The sequence below is a fragment of the Ruegeria sp. CL5 genome, from assembly GCF_056536485.1.
This window is the reverse complement of the sequence record NZ_JBQFPS010000011.1, coordinates 153,960-173,078: the sequence shown is the minus strand read 5'-3', so window position 1 is coordinate 173,078 and position 19,119 is coordinate 153,960. Positions and strand designations below refer to the sequence as shown.

Annotated in this window: 16 protein-coding genes; 6 read left to right on the top strand and 10 right to left on the bottom strand. The window is 55.1% G+C overall.

Going from position 1 to position 19,119, the window contains the following annotated elements; all coding sequences use genetic code 11:
- The first annotated feature begins 291 nt into the window (after positions 1-291).
- On the top strand, positions 292-1,386 hold the full coding sequence (locus tag ACR0IU_RS17880) for a tyrosine-type recombinase/integrase (RefSeq protein ID WP_170361263.1): 1,095 nt from the start codon (positions 292-294) through the stop codon (positions 1,384-1,386).
- A gap of 282 nt (positions 1,387-1,668) precedes the next feature.
- Here ACR0IU_RS17880 and ACR0IU_RS17875 read toward each other — a convergent pair whose 3' ends face one another.
- From ACR0IU_RS17875 to ACR0IU_RS17860, 4 genes are all read right to left on the bottom strand, one after another.
- Positions 1,669-2,679, bottom strand: coding sequence for a DUF2955 domain-containing protein (locus tag ACR0IU_RS17875; RefSeq protein ID WP_480717194.1), 1,011 nt, complete (start codon positions 2,677-2,679; stop codon positions 1,669-1,671).
- Positions 2,669-3,733 (bottom strand): HlyD family secretion protein, encoded by a 1,065-nt coding sequence (locus tag ACR0IU_RS17870; RefSeq protein ID WP_170780136.1) that lies wholly within the window; start codon positions 3,731-3,733, stop codon positions 2,669-2,671. Before ACR0IU_RS17870 ends, ACR0IU_RS17875 begins: the two co-directional genes overlap by 11 nt.
- The gene (locus ACR0IU_RS17865) at positions 3,730-4,809 is read right to left on the bottom strand and encodes an AI-2E family transporter (protein ID WP_170780137.1); all 1,080 of its coding nucleotides are present in this window, start codon (positions 4,807-4,809) and stop codon (positions 3,730-3,732) included. The genes ACR0IU_RS17870 and ACR0IU_RS17865 overlap by 4 nt, the downstream gene beginning before the upstream one ends.
- Positions 4,810-4,988: 179 nt before the next feature.
- Complete coding sequence (locus tag ACR0IU_RS17860) at positions 4,989-5,315, bottom strand: potassium channel family protein (protein ID WP_170471240.1); 327 nt, start codon at positions 5,313-5,315, stop codon at positions 4,989-4,991.
- 434 nt (positions 5,316-5,749) lie between these two features.
- Here ACR0IU_RS17860 and ACR0IU_RS17855 point away from each other — a divergent pair, with 434 nt between their 5' ends.
- The 5 genes from ACR0IU_RS17855 to ACR0IU_RS17835 all read left to right on the top strand — a co-directional run bounded on the left by ACR0IU_RS17855 (position 5,750) and on the right by ACR0IU_RS17835 (position 11,135).
- Positions 5,750-7,234, top strand: coding sequence for an ArnT family glycosyltransferase (locus ACR0IU_RS17855; RefSeq protein WP_480717193.1), 1,485 nt, complete (start codon positions 5,750-5,752; stop codon positions 7,232-7,234).
- Positions 7,235-7,421: 187 nt separating this feature from the next.
- Positions 7,422-8,183: a glycosyltransferase family 2 protein gene (locus ACR0IU_RS17850; protein ID WP_480717192.1), complete on the top strand. Its 762-nt coding sequence runs from the start codon at positions 7,422-7,424 to the stop codon at positions 8,181-8,183.
- The gene (locus tag ACR0IU_RS17845) at positions 8,180-8,479 is read left to right on the top strand and encodes a lipid-A-disaccharide synthase N-terminal domain-containing protein (RefSeq protein ID WP_010443061.1); all 300 of its coding nucleotides are present in this window, start codon (positions 8,180-8,182) and stop codon (positions 8,477-8,479) included. Before ACR0IU_RS17850 ends, ACR0IU_RS17845 begins: the two co-directional genes overlap by 4 nt.
- Before the next feature lie 172 nt (positions 8,480-8,651).
- Positions 8,652-9,287, top strand: coding sequence for a GNAT family N-acetyltransferase (locus ACR0IU_RS17840; RefSeq protein ID WP_480717191.1), 636 nt, complete (start codon positions 8,652-8,654; stop codon positions 9,285-9,287).
- Between the two features lie 78 nt (positions 9,288-9,365).
- Complete coding sequence (locus ACR0IU_RS17835; protein WP_480717190.1) at positions 9,366-11,135, top strand: tetratricopeptide repeat protein; 1,770 nt, start codon at positions 9,366-9,368, stop codon at positions 11,133-11,135.
- Positions 11,136-12,834: 1,699 nt separating this feature from the next.
- Here ACR0IU_RS17835 and ACR0IU_RS17830 read toward each other — a convergent pair.
- Genes ACR0IU_RS17830 through nosZ form a run of 6 tightly spaced genes read right to left on the bottom strand, consistent with a single transcriptional unit; the run spans position 12,835 to position 19,108 of the window.
- Entirely contained in the window at positions 12,835-13,731 is an 897-nt protein-coding gene (locus ACR0IU_RS17830; protein ID WP_480717189.1) for an FAD:protein FMN transferase, read from the bottom strand.
- Positions 13,728-14,243: a nitrous oxide reductase accessory protein NosL gene (locus ACR0IU_RS17825; RefSeq protein ID WP_480717188.1), complete on the bottom strand. Its 516-nt coding sequence runs from the start codon at positions 14,241-14,243 to the stop codon at positions 13,728-13,730. The genes ACR0IU_RS17830 and ACR0IU_RS17825 overlap by 4 nt, the downstream gene beginning before the upstream one ends.
- Positions 14,240-15,061: an ABC transporter permease gene (locus tag ACR0IU_RS17820; RefSeq protein WP_480717187.1), complete on the bottom strand. Its 822-nt coding sequence runs from the start codon at positions 15,059-15,061 to the stop codon at positions 14,240-14,242. Before ACR0IU_RS17820 ends, ACR0IU_RS17825 begins: the two co-directional genes overlap by 4 nt.
- Entirely contained in the window at positions 15,058-15,951 is an 894-nt protein-coding gene (locus tag ACR0IU_RS17815) for an ABC transporter ATP-binding protein (RefSeq protein WP_480717186.1), read from the bottom strand. The genes ACR0IU_RS17820 and ACR0IU_RS17815 overlap by 4 nt, the downstream gene beginning before the upstream one ends.
- Complete coding sequence (locus ACR0IU_RS17810; RefSeq protein ID WP_480717185.1) at positions 15,941-17,197, bottom strand: nitrous oxide reductase family maturation protein NosD; 1,257 nt, start codon at positions 17,195-17,197, stop codon at positions 15,941-15,943. The genes ACR0IU_RS17815 and ACR0IU_RS17810 overlap by 11 nt, the downstream gene beginning before the upstream one ends.
- A 3-nt stretch (positions 17,198-17,200) precedes the next feature.
- The gene (nosZ, locus tag ACR0IU_RS17805; RefSeq protein ID WP_170587422.1) at positions 17,201-19,108 is read right to left on the bottom strand and encodes a TAT-dependent nitrous-oxide reductase; all 1,908 of its coding nucleotides are present in this window, start codon (positions 19,106-19,108) and stop codon (positions 17,201-17,203) included.
- Positions 19,109-19,119 lie beyond the last annotated feature (11 nt).

Below are 19,119 nucleotides of genomic sequence, written 5' to 3'. Positions count from 1 at the left end.
TCTGACCACGTCAGAAGGTGCAGAACAAGCGATTCCATGCGTGTCGCTGACTCAACTTAAGTGGACAAGGACGAGTGAAATGGCAGAGACCAACTATTCAGACAGCTCGCAGATCCTGGGGCTCGGGAAAACACCCGCGCAGTGGGTCGAAGTTATGGCCGGGATGGGGATCGATATTTCAGAACGCACGTTGCGTGAACGCGCCAATGAGACGGGTGCATTTTATCGCCTTGGGCGAACCATGCTGATCACGCCCGCGCAGATTGATACGATTTTTGAAGGAGGCCAGTCATGCCGCTCCAAATTTACAAGAGGGGCCGTGTCTACTGGGCCAAGGGGTGGATCGAATACAACGGCAGGCCAATCGCCGGCCCATACCGGCGAAGCACTAAGGCATCTACAGAAGAGGGCGCACGGGACTGGATAAACCATGAGACCGAACGTCAGATCCGTCGCTATGTCGTGGGCGACGAACCGAGCAAGACGTTCTCTGATGCAATCATGCTCTACAACGCGTCCCCGAAGGCGGCGAAGCAGTTGATCCCGATTGTCGAAGTGATCGGCGACCTGTCGTTAGGTGCGATATCTGGCGCGTTACTGAAAAGCCTTGGGCCGAAGCTGAAACCCAAAGCGTCGACGGATACCTGGTGGCGCGAGATCGTGACGCCCGCGAGTGCGGTGATCAACAACGCGCATGAGCTGGAAGGCACGCCGCTGATCCGCGTGAAACCCTACGACAAGTTCGAGCGGATCGCTCAGGACAAGCGGCGAGGGAAGCTCAGCCGCGTCGAGCGCACACCAGCTGATAAGGAATGGATCGAGGCATTTTGTCGTGCCGCCGACCCATACAATGCCGCACTGGTGCGTTTTATGTTTGAGACGGCTGCAAGGATTGATCAAGCCGTGTCCTTGGAGCCCGATGACCTAAGGCCGCACGAAAACAAAGTCCGCGTGAAAGCTCAGAAGGGGCATCCGGAAAGCTGGATCACCGTTTCGCCTCAGATGATGGACGAGCTACTCGCGCTGCCTCCCAAACGTCCCAAGAACCGCAAGACCGGCAAGCTCATGAAGGCGCGCATCTTCGGCTATGGGAGCTCCACCGGTTACAACACGCGCTGGAAGACGATCTGCAAACGCGCGGGCATCTCGTACCTTTCAGCCCACCCGGCAGGGCGGCACGGGTTCTTCACGGAGCTTGTTGTCCGTCAGGGCGTCGATCCCGTCACAGCAGCCAAGGCTGGACGTTGGTCAGACCCCAATTTGCCCATGCGGATTTATGCCCACGCAGAGACCGATGAGGCCGACATTAGGGCCCGTTTTCGTACAAACCACGTACAGGATGACACTGTACAAGCACCCAACAGTAAGAAATCACAAAAGGAATAGCGCTATGAACGCATCCCTCCTAAGGGGCAGGTTGCAGGTTCGAATCCTGCCGGGGTCGCCAGACTATTCATACAAATACTGCGCTTTCTATCAGTTAGATGCTTCCTGTACCCCGAATTGTGACACACATCGAAGAACCGGTTTAGCTTTCGCGACGACCTATGAGTGCTTAAGTCACCGCAAACCGACCGACCTGAACGGTTTTCAGGCCAAATGAACAGAGCAGAAGGTTTAAGTTGGTGACGCCACTGGTTTTAGATCAAAGCACTTTTGCAACACATTCTATTGAGCTGCACGGCGCTCTTGTTCTGGCCAAAACTCATCGACCACGACATATGCGATGATCACGAAAATGGCCGCGCTGGCGACCTGCAATACTCTTGTGATGCTCTTGACGTCAGCCTCATCGGAAAACGGAGCGATCGAACCACCGTAAACGATCAGAACCGTTGTTAATGCCGAACCTGCAGCAGCGGCGAGCGGGACCTGCGATTTGCCAAGCGCTCCGAGTGTCAGGCAAATGAAAAAACCCAACAAAATTGGGGTAAGAATAACCGGAGCTATTACGTTTATTTCATAGCAGATGATTGAAACCGCCGCCCCGAGGAGATTAGCCGTTAGCATGGCTTTGGCCACCGTTTTGCCCATCGACGGCATGGCTGCAAGTTGTTGGCTAAGAAGCGCGACAAAGAATAGGACCAACAGGGCTGAAGCGCCGGACACAAAAAACGCCATCGCGAACGGAACCGTGACAAGCGACATTCTGGCGATCCGGCGATGCAGGTCAAAGTCAGGCGAAGTATTGGTCTTTTTCTGTGCCGCTGTGGGGGGGGCAGCGGGTATCAACACAAACATCAGCGTTGATATGAAACCTGCAAATAGCAGGTTCAACGGTATCCAAAATACAAGCACCAATGCCAGATCCTGAGACTGCAGAACAAGGTTTGGGATCATCAATGCACCCATGAGGGCTATGACACCAGGCAGGACGCCTGCACCTGAAACGGACCACATGAAAGACAGGATGATCCCAATGGCAACTAGAATCAAAAACACCACGGGATATGGGGCAAAGACTGACGACAGCAGGAATGAAATGAACATCAGCCCGATCGAGAAGACAAAGAGCTTTGCAAAAGCTGCCAAGGGCAAAGCAGCGGGCGCCTGAAGAAACAGTGCGGTGAAGACCGCTCCTACCACCGCAAGTGGCCACCCCAGAAATAAGCCCAAGGAGAATACCCCGGTGACGCCGAGTGCCAGGCGTACGACCGAATTTCGATCCTCAGTACGCATAGGACAGGATTGATACCAAACGGATATAGGTCCGACCTACCACGTTCAACAGACTGTTTTCGCTCAGATACATGATAACGTCGGCCTGCCCATTAAGTTGGAAGCGCAAGTCGTCTTCGGCATCCCCGGCTTCGTAGCCAGGCAATACGATCCGGACTGGAAAGCGTTCAGGCTCGCGAAGAAATCCTTTGGTGCTGGGCGGGCTGGCCAACTGGCCGGGCTCATCCCCACCACTCAGTGAGACTGCTGCGCTGAAGCTTTCGATCACGCCCGGAATAATCTGGCCGGGATGCATGTCCAGTACCACATCGACAGGTGATCCTACCGAAGCCCGACCAAGGTTGTTTTCGGTAAAATACGCTTCGATCCAAACGTCTGTTGCGTCCAGAAACGTCAATAGGTCCTGACCAGATCGCGCATATGTTCCAGGTGCGATCAACAAATTGGATATGACGCCTGTCGCCGGAGCACGCAGTTCTGTCCACTCGAGATTAAGCTCTGCATCCGCTAAGGCAGCCAACGCGCGCTGGATTTTCGGGTTGTCAATTCCGTCGTCGCCCAACCGCTGTTTGGCTTTTTCCAGATCCGCTTTGGCGTTTTCAAAATTTGCCTCGGATTCTGCCAGTTGCCCACGCGCATCATCGGCCTTTGAAATCGCAATCAACCCTTTCTTTTCAAGCGCAAAAACACGCTCGGTCTGAATGCGCATCGTGTCGAGATCACTCTGTGCCCTTGCCAGCTTGGCTTGTGCAGCGCTCACCTCTGCCGAGGATGCACCCACCTCCTGCGTGGCTGCCTCAAGATCAGCCTCGGCCTTGTCGCGATCATTTTCGTAGGGCCTTGGGTCAATTCGAACCAGAACATCACCGGCTGATACGACCTGACCGTTTTCGACAAGAACTTCGGTGACTGTACCGGTGACCTGTGGAACGATCTGTGTCGCAATTGCTTTTACTCGGGCATTCCCGGTAAATGGCGTTTTTCGGTCAGCGACCAGGTACCAGATTAAGAAGATAAGAATAACGGTCAGCGTGGTCCAAATCGTCTTTCTCATTTCGCCGCTCCTTCAGCGGCACTCTCGGCTTCGGGTGAGGTATCAATCCAAACCTTGAACAGTTCATAGAAGACAGCGAAGAGAACCGGCCCCATAAAGACGCCGATCAAACCGTACGCCATCATACCTCCGAGAACACCGATGAGGATGACCAACATAGGAGTCTCAAGGCCTTTTGAGATGAACACGGGTCTTAGGAAGCTGTCCATTATCATGACGGGAACGGCCAATAGGGTGAAGATCAAGGCAGTACCGCCGGACATGGAACTCCATGCGTAGATAATAACTGGTATAAGAACCAATCCGGGCCCGATTTGGATAATCGAGAGGATCAGGCAGATAAATGCGAGAGTGGCAGCCGAAGAGATCCCAAACAAGGCCAATAGTATCCAAACGCAGACAGCTTGAATGGCTGCTACGCCAATCACGCCTTTTGTCACGTTCCGAATTGTTGCGCCCGCCAATGTTACGAATTCTCCACCGCGCGGGGCGAAAACACGGTTTGCAAAGCGCTGAAGACCCTGGACCAAATTTGGCCCGGGGCTGAACAACGCCCCCATAATCAACACGGACAGAGCTAAGCCAAGTAGTCCGATACCGATGCCCAGCACTTTTCCGAAGAGCGATTTGGTGATCTCAAGGATTTGCGCACCGTATTTGGCAAGCGCACCATCCAGGTTCCGTTCAAACATTCCCCACACGTCGGCAATTTTTCCCCCGACCAACGGTATTTCTTTCAGGCCTTCGGGTGCCGGTGGAATCTTTAATTCACCCTTGTCTGCTTGTTCCGCGAATTCAGATCCAAGTTCCGCGGCACCAGACACCGCAGTTGCGACTGGCCCGAGGGTTAGGACAAGGCCCAACAAAACCAAGATCGTCGTGGCAAGTTTTTTCCGACCTCCCAGCTTGGACTGCAGCCAATCAAATGCCGGGTAAAGCGCCACACACAGGATCGTTGCCCAGATAACCACGCTTGCAAGCGGGGCCACCATGACCAGGGCGCTGTAGAGGAATAATCCGAGAAAAAGCAATCGTATCGCTAGATCGACAATCTTTGCGTCCTGGGTCTTTTCCATTCCATCCCTCCACTATTTGTTATCTCAACATTACACTCAAAAAACTCGATATGTATATTTATAATCTACCAAAGATCTTACAGTGGCCTGAAGACACAGTTGGATCCGGATTAGCGCTTTAGTTGTTCTGGCAATAAAGCGATGGCGCATGACTTTTTGTGGGTCGAATCTTACGAGGTTTATTTTTCTGATTTTTCATCGTTCTGGGATAAAATGGTATCCGCCACAGTGGTTGCCGTGGTCACAAATATACCCAGGCCGACGATGATGTAGATCATCGTAAAGATCTTCCCCGCCGCGGTTTCCGGAGAAAAGTCACCAAATCCCACAGTCGAAATCGTCACGACAGAAAAATAGATGGAATCGAGCCAGCTCCAGCCTTCGACATAATGATAAAACACCGATGCCCAAAGGATCATGCCAGCCGTAAAGGCCAAAAGTCCCTTTACTCTGCCGTCCTTGAAGGCGACACCGATCCCTCGCGATATTCTGGTTAGTGCATTCATTGCGATCTCACTTTCGAATAATTGCATTTGTATCAGAATTGAGGATTTTCGGAAGAAACAAAGCTGATGAACATGCCGCTAATTTCACGGAATGTTAATTGACGGCCCAACTGAACCAGCTGGAACCTACAACCATCATGGCCCCTTAGCGGTCATACCCAGCCTTAGGTAATAGACGAATCCCAGATTGAAATACGTTTCTTGAACTCTCATAAACATATGTTAATTAATAATAATATGATCTCATCAGAACGTTGAATTGTGTTGCCGTTTTCGCCCGTTCGACCAGCGCGTTCAAGCGTTGTCCGAGCAACAAACCCCTTGCTCTTGAGATGACCAGGCAATAGTTCACGCGGATTAGATAGTGGCACCCTGTGTGGCCTGACTGAACAATTACCTGAGACCCGCCACCGCGCGATGGGGCTGAAAACAGTATGACCGTCAATGCTTTGAATTGGAAGAACACGCTTCCCTATTTCGTCACCGCTTTGGCGATTGCCGTCGTGTGGGCCTGGCATCTGAATGATCTCGGGGTCGGGTATATTTATCACTATGATGAGTTCTACACCTACGATCGCAGTACTGGATTTGCCCGGAACGATGACTGGTTGGCGGTGTACTCAAACAACGCGCCCAGTCTGAAGAAACCGCCGATGCAGTACTGGATGTCAGCGCTGTTGATGGAATTCGGTGTTGCCGACATTTTGGCCCTGCGGCTGCCTTCGATGATTTTCGCACTGGGAGTTCTGTTGGCGACTGCTGTTATGGCGCGCGTTATGATCCCACAAAACCGCTGGGCCATGTTGCCCCCTGTTGTGCTGGTGGCCAGTTCCCTGCAGTTTTGGCAACACGCTACCTCTGCCATGTTGGATATGGGGGCCGTGTTTTTCTCGACGCTCAGTATAGCAGCACTAATCGCGGCAATTGAGCGACCAAAATACTGGCCCCTCTTTGGCGCAACACTTGTTCTGGCTGCGTTTCAGAAAAGCCCGACGCCGCTGGCTTTTCTAGCGCTGGCTTTTCTGACGCTAAAAATAACAAAGAAATGGCAGCCTGATCCTCCTATCGAAATTTGGCGCAACAAAAAGTTTCGGCGGATGCTGACAATCTCAGTGCCGCTGGCCTTTGCCTGGCCAATATTGCAGGAAATCCGTTTTATTTTTGATGGTTCGCTGGATGGCAACATCAAAGGCGAGATGCTGGACAGGTTTCGACCTTCTCTCAGCGACCGGGGGCTTGGAAAGCTATATGATCTGATCATTGCTGGCGAGCCTTGGCTGCGTATCTTCGGTTTTGTCGGATTGTTTGCGCTTCCATTCTTGCAGAAACGGCCGAGGTTGCTGGTAGCAACCGGTACCGCGGTATTCTTCGTGCTCATGATGTGGGCGGCATCAGGGAAAGTATACGCACGGTACACGCTGCTTATCCTGCCAATGTTGATGGTGGGCGCGACCGGGCTGCTGTTTTCGGTCAAACGTCTGCAATGGGCTGGAATGGGCGTGGCGCTGGCTTTGTGTTACTTTGCGGGCGGTCCGTTCAAAGATCGCGCGGCGACGGATCTGGGTAAAGGGCGCCTGCGTCTGGGCGTGCACGAGTCTGAAATTCTGAGGCCGCTTGGCGACCGGTTGCAACCTGATGAAACCTTGTTGATCTGTGCAAGCGATCGCAATATGCGTGTCCCTCCTGGCGCAGCCTCAGTCTATGCATCAAATGGTCAGCGGTTCATTTATCTGCGAAGGCTACAACTGCAGCGGTATCTGGAAAAATTCGGCTACACCGACGGCCCGCTGCGGGGTCTGTGCACCCAAGCTGAGCTTGCAGAGCTTTCGCCTGAATTTGTGGGCCTCGTATCAGAGCCAACAGTCGTCAAAGGACTGGTCTACTGGTCGGCAAGCGGGATCAAGGACCTCTCGGAATGAACGCGGATGGTTAGTGGAAAGCGAACCGGATAATGCTGAGCAGGACTGTGTTAGAGCCAAATATCGGTCCTCGCGTCACGTTCTGCAAGGTGACGCTGATAAATGGCCTTGCTCGCGGTCCCCACTTGAATTTTCATTGCCGATCAATCAAAAGCCCATGTAACTGACTCAAGAAAAGTTTATCCCGATGCATGCAGAAACCGATGCCAGTGCTGATAGCCGACCCAGTGTTTCGGTTGTGATTCCGATGCACAATGAACAGGGTGCCGTGTCGGACCTGGTGAAAGGGATCTGCGACGCCGCTTCTGATCTTCCTGCGTTCGAGATCATCGCGGTTGATGATGGTTCGACCGATGGTACCTTTGCGGCGCTGCAGGAGATGCAGAAAGAATGCCCGCAGTTGCGCATCCTACGGCATAAAACGGCAGGTGGGCAAAGTGCCGCTGTCCATTCTGGCGTCAAGGCCGCGCGCGCTGATATCTGTTGCACTCTGGATGGCGATGGACAGAACCCGCCAGAAGAACTGCCCAAGATCTGGGCGCCGCTGGTATCTGGCGATGATGCGCAGGTCGGTCTTGTGGCGGGACAACGGGTCGGTCGGAAAGATACCGCATCAAAAAAGCTCGCCTCGCGATTTGCGAATGCCTTGAGGGGCTGGATGCTGAAAGACGGTACCCGCGATACGGGTTGCGGTTTCAAGGCGTTCAGAACGCAGGCGTTCGTCGATCTTCCGTTTTTCAACCATATGCATCGATACCTGCCAGCGCTGTTCAAAGCCTACGGATGGAATGTTGCACTGGTTGATGTGGCGCATCAGCAGCGCATGACCGGTGAGTCAAAATACACCAATTTCGGGCGGGCCATGGTTGGCATTTGGGATTTGTTCGGCGTTGTCTGGCTGACCCGCCGCGCCAAATCTGTTTCAGCAACCGAGGCAAACCGGTCGTGAAAGAAACCATTCTGGAAATCCTGCACGTCGACAGCCCAACCGAGGCCCTTTGGGTATTCATCGGTCTGGCTGGTCAATTGATGTTCAGCGCTCGTTTCATCGTTCAGTGGATTACATCAGAACGCGCAAAGAAATCGGTCATACCGATGGCCTTCTGGTACCTTTCGATTGGCGGCGGGCTGATACTTCTCAGCTATGCGATCTATCGCCGTGATCCAGTGTTTATTCTGGGCCAGTCGATGGGTTTGTCGATCTACCTACGCAACATCTTCCTGATCCGGGCCGAGAAGCGCTGATTAGGTCTTCGCTCGCACTATTCAAACATTCTTCGGACTTGACTGGTTGCCCCGTTCAGCGGGTCGCAGCCGACGTCAGGCTTGTGTGAATAACCCTTTCTTGTTTCTGGGATATTTGTGCTAGTATCGCACGCATAGAATTTTTTCATTTTGTTTCAGGAGGTCGTTTCCTTTGCCCGATACCTCATACCGGCAGTTCAAGCTGCGCCCTCTGGAAAAGGCTGATCTTGAGATCGTGGCCCGCTGGTTTCAGGATGTTCAAGACCTAGCTCTGTTCGACAGAACCACGCGAATTCCGCAAAATCTGACGCAAACCGAACACTCTTGGGAAGGCGCTGTTGGCATTTCTAGCAGAGAGGACAAATGTTGGTTTGTGATTGAAAATGATGATCGAGATGCGGTCGGTGTGGTTGGTCTCGAATCGATTTCACCCTTCAATCGGGATGCGGTTGTTCCGGTTTTTGTAGAAAAGTCATTGCGGCGTCAGGGCGTGGCGGTGCGAGCTGTTGCATTGATGTTAGATTTTGCCTTTCAGCAATTAGGACTTAACCGGATAACTTCTTTTTATCGGGCCGACAATCACGGCAGCCGCGATCTGATCAGTCGATTGGGTTGCCAGATCGAAGGCAAGATGCGGCAGGCATGGTTCGCGGACGGGCAGTTTCACGACATGGTGGTCGTCGGTATGTTGCAACAGGACTGGGTTGAGCGTCGAAACGTGTTGGCACAGGAACTGGGCCGGGAAACGGTGGTCAGTTTTGGGGCAACAGGCATGTCCTGGCCACCTGAATGCAGTGCTGCTACTTGAAATGATGCGAATTTTGCTTGGAATATTGTTAAAATGCTCTTGTCGGATTCGACGAGACCACGCAGTTGAGTGCACCCAGTGAATACGACCAGTTCGGACACTTCAATCAGACAAAAGCTCGGGGCGGTGCTGTTTGCCGATGTTGTCGGCTATTCCCGCCTGATGAGTGAGAACGAGATGGACACGTATAACGCGTTGAAATCTCTTTTGTTCCAGCTCGAAGAGACTTGCTCGAAATATCAGGGCAAAATCATTGAAGTGCGCGGCGACGGCATTCTTGCATTGTTTGATACGGCCACCAGCGCGGTTGAATTTAGCATCGAACTGCATCGAATTGCGGCCGAGCATAATCTGACGCGGCCAGACGGCCAGCACATCAAATTCCGTGCGGGCGTTCATTTGGGCGAGGTTTTGATGGATGAACGTGGCATCCACGGCGACAACGTCAACATCGCCGCCCGCCTGCAAGAGATTGCCGAGCCCGAGCGGGTTTATGTCAGTGCGGCCGTTTATGAGCAGATCCGCAACCGGCTGCGTTATGGCTATGAATTCCTTGGCCCCAAACAGCTCAAGAACATCATGTCTCCGGTCGCGACATACTGTGTTCGAACCGAGGTCGAAGGAGCCACAATGGCCGCCACCTTGCGTCCTGAGATGCAGTTGGAGGTGCTCGAACGGCCCGATATCCCCTCGGTTGCGGTATTGCCGTTTGCCAGTCAGGGTGGTGAGGAAGATGATAACTGGGTCGCCGAAGGGCTAACCGATGACATCATCATGAACCTGTCCAAGTTCCGGAACCTGTTCATCATCGCCCGAAACTCGTCCTTCTTCTTCAAAACCCAGTCAATGTCGCCTCAAGAAGCTGCCCGGCGCCTAAACGTGCGCTACATCGCGCGCGGCAGCGTGCGCCGATCATCCAGCAGAATCCGGATCACGGCCGAGCTGATTGACGCCAACACTGAACGCACCATTTGGGGCGAGAGGTTTGACCGCAAGCTCGACGATATATTCGATATTCTGGATGAAGTGACTGAATGCATTGTCGCAGCCACCGCAGTGATGATCGAGTCGCATGAAAAAAAGCGCATGGTACAGGCGATCCCGTCAGACTTGCAGGCCTATGGGTCTGTCCTTCAGGGGCAGCATCATATCTTAAAGTACACACGCAACGATAACCGCAAGGCGCAGCATTGCTATGAATCCGCTCTTGAGCGTGACGGCGGCTATGCACGGGCTGCGGCGGCCCTGTCGCGTACGTTGAACATTGATTGGCGCTATTCCTGGACTGAAGACCCAAACAGCGCGCTCGACAAGGCACTATCGTTGGCCCAACGCGCCGTAGAACTCGACCCGACCGATGCACGCGGGTTTGGAGAGCTGGGCTATGTACAGCTATATCGAAAAGAGTTCGATTCCGCGATCGAATCCTACAAGCGCGCCCTGCAGCTGAACCCCAATGACGCGGATATGCATTCGGACTACGCCGACGCACTGGCCCATTGGGGAGATAACGATACTGCTATCAAGCATCTGCAACAGGCAATGCGCCTTAACCCGTATTTCCCTGATCAGTACCTGTGGCATCTGGGTGGAGCCTATTACAACCTCAAGCGGTACGACGATGTGATCTCCTGCGTGAACAAGATGAACAACCCGACCGAGGGGCAGCGCGTGCTGGCCGCCAGCTACGCTCATAAGGGCGAACTGGATATGGCCCGCCAGATCGCTGACAAACACCGCGCGGCACATCCCAATTTCTCACTCTCGCGCTGGGCCAAGGTTCAACCAGACCGCCTGCCCGACGATACGCAGCATTTTGTCGAAGGTTTGAAAAAGGCTGGATTCTGATGCTCAATCGGACATTCTTCCATTAGGTGGCTGTATATTGGCGTCTTATGCTGTTTTCACATTGTGCCTGAATATCGGTGTCGATTGGCACGACATTTTACCTGGAAAGCCTTCGTAATTCCTGTTCGAGGAAAGATATGATGACTGCTTGTGAGACGAATGCCAGAACGAACAATAATTTGGCAACCTCTTAGAATTTTGAGAGATTAACAAAAAAATTGGGGGATCGACCACCAGACGCACCGGCCAGTCACTTGTCTTTGCGGATTGTAACCAATCTATTACGCCTTGCTAGGGCTACCTCACTTTAGCTAAGCAGATGCCTTGCAGGTATTGACTGCAGCCTAGGTCACATTGACGAAGAAGTGGATATTTGCCGCGATGTGGTCGATGGTCCAGAAAACAGTTCAGCGGACTGTTTTCCCATCACACGCTTTTGAGTGGCCAAAACCTAGCCACCGAACCCCAGATTTGCGCCCGCTTCTTGATGATGGGCGCGGAATACGGTGCTGTTCATCATTTGCAACGAGTTCGTAACAGCCCAGCTTTGGCTTAGAGCATCCAAGTATTCTACCCAAAGACCCGCCAGCGTTCAGCGCCGGAACTGGCTAGAGGTTTGACCATCCCCCGGACACATCCGGCAGATTGCACTGGGGTTCTGGTTCGTGCGATCCAGACCAACTCATCAAAAACAATGCGTAGATTGGCGGGTATTCCATCCTACTACGCTAGATACGTTAGGCAGGTGGTCAAATATTCAGAGTTTGAATTTTATGTTGGATACCTCTCTCTGTCCATATTAAGTCTGCTCTGACTGACTTCTTTTTGATCCGTCTAATTTCGCTCTGCTCGCCCAGAGACATGCATATTCTCGCAACACGGCTGGCTCGTCTTTGTGCAGCGCCATTAAAGCGCAAGCTGCCCACATCGCTACGTCATATTCCGAATTGGAACGTTTCAGCCGGTATGCATTTACGGCTGCACTGTTTGGGGTTGAGGGTTCGAACATCAGTTCCTGAGCCGATCACAAAAAAGCATATATTGTTAGAAAGCCAGAAAAAATCCCAATTGAGGCAACCGTGAAGTTTAGAGAGAAGTTTAACATCGGGTCTTCCAATCTAGAAAGTTTGGCAGGTGCCGTATAATCATCGGCGACATAACATACTGTTAGTATGCCGGAATGTCTTTGAATGGATCGAAAACGCATCGTTAACATTGCGTTAACAATTCGCGCGATTTCGGAGCTTTGTAGGTTGTAATCGTGCAGATCTACTGATCTTCGTCCGCCTCAAGCGGTCAGCGCCTTCGTTCGGATCGATGCAAATATTTGAGGAAATGCGCCAACAATCTGCTACTAGACGCATTTAATGAGTAAAAAGTGTATGAAAAAACTTAACCCTATTAGACGCTTAAGGGCGGTTAGTGGAACTTTCTATAATAGTCACCGCGCTTGCAATATTCACTCGATGAAATCATAGTTCGCTGTTGGAGTGCCTCCTCAGGGGACTTGGCTAAAGCATCAATACACTGCGGTTCGTTGATGGGCGCAAACCCCTCCATCTCACTGGCCAGCCGTCAAAATCAATTCACATTGGCGAACATGGTTCTCCAACAAAACCCTTCAGTGAATATCCCGACCATAACGGGGCACCCCAAAGCGAGCGCTAGATACTTTTGAGGTGCCTGCCGCTCTTGTGGCTCAGAGTAGCATCTCGATTTTCGCCCCTGGAAACCGCGACGCCAGCGCGTTTGCTCCGCTATCCGGAGTCAGGCAAAGGGCGGTTGATAGTCCATCGGCAACAACAGCCTGAGGTGCGGATACTGATACTGCGTGTCGCGTAACTTTGTGCCCTTTCGGGTTCAGGATATGGCCATGTTTGCCCTGTAACATCGTACCGCCGGGCGCTGAGGTTGCGACAGCTCGATCCTGAAGCCTGATTCGTTTGGCCACCGTGCCATCGGGGGCGGCCAGCCCCACGCGCCATGGTTCGCTAGTGTATCGCTGGCCAAGAGCGGCGACCTCACCCATATCCACCAATACATCGCGCAGATCGAAGGACCGGAGCAAAGCAGCAATCCGGTCGGTGATCGCACCTTGCGCAATCCCGTTCAACGTGATCGCCGAATGTCTGGGATATGGCAGGCGGATTTCATCCAAACCGACATGCACGTTGTTCCATCCGATCGTTGCGTGCGCGCGTTCCACACTTGGATTCTCCGCTCCGCTGGCCAGCGCCAGCCACAGCGGCTGGATCGTCGGATCAAACGCCCCGCCCGAGGCTTCGTGAAGCGCGGAACACAGGCTCAGCACCTCCAGCAGCTCAGGCGCAGGTGCATTCAAGTGACCGGTGCGGTTCAACTGGAGGATCTGCGAATGTGGTCGGTAGAGGCTGAAGATATCCTCAAGCCGGTTCAATTCGGCCTCGACCGCAGCAAAGATCGGCGCGGCCTGTACACCCGTCAGGCCTTCAAGCCGCAGGCTTGCAGGTGCGCCCAGCGCGATGCCGCGCCATTGGGCCGAACTGCTGGCGGCTGCGGGCATGGCGGCGCAGGCGGCTGAGATGGTCAGGAAGCGACGGCGGGTCAAAACGGTCATGCGGGGGGCTCCAGAATCAAGTCCAGATCGACGGGTCCAAGGACTTCGGCATCGGGTATCTCGGGCAGGGGCAAAGCGGACCCGCCATAGCGCAGGATAAACGCTTCGGCCTCGTCGAGTTTCGCAAATGGGACGACCTCGCGCGCGCCCATGCCTCCGGCGACATCTGCGCCGACGACAAAGGTCGCACCATCGGCTGCGATCCAGTTAGAGATGCCCGGTTGCCCCCAGCTGGGGGCGACACCCATGTCGCTGACGTAAACAGCGGTGATCTTGGCATCGCGTTCGGGGCTTTTCAGATAGGCGAGCATGTCGCGCACCTGAGCAAAGAACAAAGGTGCAGGATAGCCCTCAAGATGAATCTGACCTTTGGGCCCGCCATGTTCCGCGATGTTCATTTGGCAGAAATAGCTCAGCGCATCGGGGGTCAGGTCGACCGGGTCGGGGGCCTCAGCGATCTCTTCCTTGCAGGCCGCCAGCGCGACCAGCGCGATCAGGGCGAGGTGTTTCATGGCTCAACCCTCCGGAACGCTAGCCGCGCAAAGGCAAAAGCCAGCACCGGCCAGATCAGCAACGACGCGGGCGCAGCCCAGACCGGCAGGGCCTGCGCGGCCCCGGTCATGCCGGATGCCATCGCGACGCCTTCAGTTGCGGCGATGTTCCACAGACGGAACGCGTCGGCCGGGTTGGCCACCATCACCCATGGAAAGACGGATTGGGTGAAGGTGCCGCCCTTGTCCATGACGACAGCCCCCAACAGGCCCAGATCATAGAGGACGACAAAAACCAGCCAGAGCCCGGCCGACAGACCCGCTGCCGCCGTGGCCCCCTTTGCCAGGGCGGACAACAGGTATCCAAGCGCCAGAAAGACAGCGCCCAGCAGGATGGATGTGAGGATGAGGCGGATCAGCGCCATCAGGCTCTCTGGCCCCGCGCCGCCAAAAAAGGCGGCCACTGCGCCTGCGGTGCCGAAACCGATGGTCATGGCAAAGGCCAACGCCGCGAGGTGGGCGGAGAACTTGCCCAACAGGATTTCTCCGCGCCCGGCCGGGTAAGACAGCAGCAGCGAAAGGCTGCCGCGATCCACGTCGCCGGCGATGGCGTCAAAGGCAATCATCAGCGCCAGCAGGGGCGCAAGATAGACCGACAGCGTGGTCATCGAGGCCACCGAAACGGTCAACATGTCGACCCCCAGCGTGCCGGTTGGGGCGCTGCCTGCAAAGGTCAGCGCCAGCGCGAACAGAACCATGATCAGCGTTGCGACCAGCAGCCAGCGGTTGCGGCGCAGGATCAGCATTTCTGTGCGGGTGATGGCGAGGAAGCGGGTCATTGCAAATCCTCCTGTGCGTAGTGGCGATAGAGATCTTCCAGCTTGGGCGGGGTCATTTCCACATCTGCGACCGCATCGCCCAGTCCAGCGATCCGGCGCAGGGCCTCCATCTTGTCTTCGGGTGTGCAGAGCAATTCAACGGATGCCCCATTGATCCGGCTGCCGCCCAGTTCAGCGGCCAGCACATCCGGATTGGCGCTGGCGCGTACCTTCAGGCGGATCGGTAGACCGGCCAGAGCCGACAGATTGTTCAGGGTGTCGTCGGCGACCATCTGACCCTTGCGCATGATGGCGATCCGGTCGGTGCGCGCCTCGACCTCGGTCAGCGCGTGTGAGGCAATCAGAACGGCGGTGCCTTGGGCAGCCAGTTCGTCGATAATGGCATAAAGATCTTGCCGAGAAATCGGGTCCAAGCCAGATGTCGGTTCATCCAGCAAGGCCACTTTCGGTTGGCCCAACAGCACCTGCGCCAGGCCCAAACGTTGCCGCATGCCTTTGGAATAGGTGCCGATCCGACGGTCCAGAGCGTCGCTCAGGCCGACACGATCCAGCAAACCGGACACATCGGCTTTTGCGCCTGAAAGCTGCGCAAACAGGGTCAACTGCTCACGCCCGGTTAGCGCGGGATGAAATGACACCGCCTCGGGCAGATAGGCCGTCTCGCGCCGTGCCTGAGCACTACCGGGAGTGGCATCCCCGATCCGAATGGCTCCGCCATGGATCGGCGTCAGGCCGACGATAGATTTGATCAGGGTCGACTTGCCCGCGCCGTTATGGCCCAGCAGCGCAACGCGCTGACCGGGGGCAAGGGACAGGGTGATATCGTCAAGAACGCGGGTTTTTCCACGGTCCTTGAGAACATGGTCGATTGACAGGGCCTTATCCGTCATGAGGCACCTTTTTCATAGCTGGGGGTTCAGGGGCTTGCATCAATGGGCTGCTGTCCATCACGCCGCCCGGCAGCAGTGCCGGAAAGGCCGATTGTGACCAGCGCACCAACTGCACGGCAGGGGAGCCGAGCAACAATTTGGCTGAGGGTTGGGTCCACAGCACATGGTCCATACTGTCATTGGGGCGATAGGGGGCATCGGCAATGCCGTTGCCATCCACATCATAGGCGGCGAAATCGGACCAGTAATTGCCACGCCCGCCTTCGGACCACTCGACCCATTTGGTCGAGACGTATTTCACCTGCGTCCGGTTCCCGATGAATGAGTTGCCAACGATACGGTTGCGCTCAGACCCGGCGGTAAAATGGATGCCGATGCCGCATCCCTGGAACCAGTTGTCGGTGAATTCGTTCTTGTTCGAGTTATAGAGGAAGGTACATTTTTCCTTGGCACCTTTCACCACGTTTCCGGTGATGGTGCTCTTGTTGGCATAGTTCAGCATCACGCCGTGTTCGCGGTCGCCGATTGAGACGTTGTTGGCCACGGTCACATTGGTTGTGAACATCACCGCATAGCCCAGATCATTGCCGATCGAGACGTTGTCGCTGACCACCGAATTGTCGGCATACATGTAGTGCACTGCAAAGCGCAGATCGCGGAACAGGTTGTTGGTGAAGGTGTTCTTCTTGGACGAGTTCACAAAGATTCCGTCGCGCCCGTACCGGATGTCATTCCCATCAACTACTGCACCGGGGGCATTCCAGACATAGACGCCATTGCCGCGGTCGTTCATCCGCTGGTCTTGGCGCCCTTCGATCCGGTTGCCACGTACGATGCTGTCCTTGGCCCCGTGAATATCGACGCCATAGAGGTTGCCCAGCAGCACGTTATCCTCGACCACGGGCGCCTTAGCCGTTTTGGTCAGCTGGATGCCACTGTCGATACCCTCATGGCTTGAGCCGGAACCGATCACTGTCAAACCGCGCACGGTCACACCCGGCCCGGTCACGGTGATGACGCTGCCGTTTCCTTGTCCGTCAATGGTGGCCTGTCCCAGCCCATCGATTGTGACGGGTCGATCCAGCACCAGCGTTTCGCTGTAAACACCAGGGCTCAGGCGGAGGGTGTCCCCATCCGCCGCCTGCGCCAGTGTTTCATTGATGGCCCCCGCCCGGTTGGGCACATCCCAGTCCGCCGCCCAAAGGGGCGAGCCGAGCAGGAGCGGTATGAGCAGGGGCCAACGCATGGGTTACGCTCCCTGCGGCTCGACCAGCATCCGGCCGCGCATTTCCATGTGCAGCGCGTGGCAGAACCACTGGCAATAGAACCAGTGTACGCCCGGACGGTCGGCAGTGAAGGTGATCGACGCGGTTGCCATCGGTCCGATCTCGAAGGCGATGCCATAGTTGCCCAGGCAGAAGCCGTGGGTCACGTCGTCCACGTCATCCAGGTTGGTGACGAAGATTGTCACCTCGTCGCCCTGTTTGACGGTGAACTTCTCAAGGCTGAATGTCGGTGCCTGCGAGGTCATGTAGACCCGCACCTTGTTGCCATCCCGGATCGGTTCCTCGGCACCTTCTTCCAGATCGATGCCATCGGCTTCGGCCTGTTTGCGGGCGTCTTCCCAAGTGACGTCGTTGCGGTCCCAGACGTTGACCGGGTTGACGATGTCGCTGCGAACGATGATCGAGTCATGCGGTTCGGCAAAGGTCGGCCCGTCGTGAACCACCTTCATCTCATCCGACGAGATGTCGATCAGCTGTTCGTTTTCAGGCTTCAGCGGACCCACGTTCAGGAAGCGGTCTTTTGAAAACTTGTTCATCGAAATCAGCCACTTGCCGTCGGCATCCTTGGTTTCACCCATCGATGTCGAGTTGTGGCCCGGCTGATAATGAACATCGACCTTCGAGATGATCGGATCGACATCCTCACCCGCGTACGCGCGGATCGCCTTGTCCATGTTCCACTTCACGATCTGGCTGTCGAGGAACAGCGTGGTGAACGCGTTGCCCTGACCGTCATAGGCAGTGTGAAGCGGGCCAAGACCCAGCTGCGGCTCACCCACGATGCAGGATCGCGGATCGGCATCGCTTTCGAACAGGGCGTCCAGCTTGGTTACATCCATGATCGACACGGTGGGCGACAGCTTACCGTTGATGCAGACATGCTTGCCATCAGGCGCGGTGTTGATGCCGTGAGGCGAGTTCGGGATCGGGATGTAGCGGGTGTATTTCTTGTTCTGACCCTTACGTCCGTCCAGAACCTTGACGCCTTTCAGCTCCTGATAATCGCCGGCTTCGATGCCTTTTTCGATTTCCGCGAGGTTGAAAACAACAACGTGGTCCAGCTCGTTCTCGGTCATCTCGGCCAGGTTCATACCCATTTCCGAGTTGTACGAGGTCGAATAGGCGTATTTGCCCTGATAGTCGCAGTCGGTGTTGTCGAGGTTACCCGACACGATCACCTGCCATGCAACTTCCATGGTATCGCCGTCCAGCGCGGTGAAGATGTTCACGTATTGCGACGGATCGTCCAGCACGGAGCCGTCATTGACCAGCGGAGTTTCATCTTCGCCATTGGCAAAGACATAGCCGGTGCGCGGGAATTTCTGCGGACGCAGACCGTGGATCGCCTTGGCATTCGGGATCTCGGTGATCTTGTCGCATTTCATCACATCGCAACGCACACGGGCAACGCGGGTGTTGGCCTTGTCGTTCATGAACAGATAACGGCCGTCATAGGTGCCGTCGGTGAAAGACATGTGCGGGTGGTGCAGGTCACCGTTGTCATAGGTTTTCATGCCGCGCTTGGCGAGGAATTCCTTGGTTTCCGGCAGCAGACCATCGGTCATGATCTTCAGCGACTCGTTGGTCTGACCCCAACCGGTTGCCGAGCAGCGGTTGAAGACCGGCACCCGCATCAGCTCGCGCATTGACGGGAAGCCCAGGATGCGCAATTCGCCGGTCTGTCCCGAAGACCAGAAGCCGTAATATTCGTCCAGCTCACCGGGCTCCAGGTTGGCATTGGCCGCAGCACTGGCCTGTTTCGCGGTCATCAGGGTTGAACCCAGACCGGTCCCTGCCAGCACGGCGCCTGTTGCGGTTGCCCCCAGCATCCCGCGACGGGTGATGTTCAGTTTGTTGTCTTGTTCCGACATGATCGTTCCTC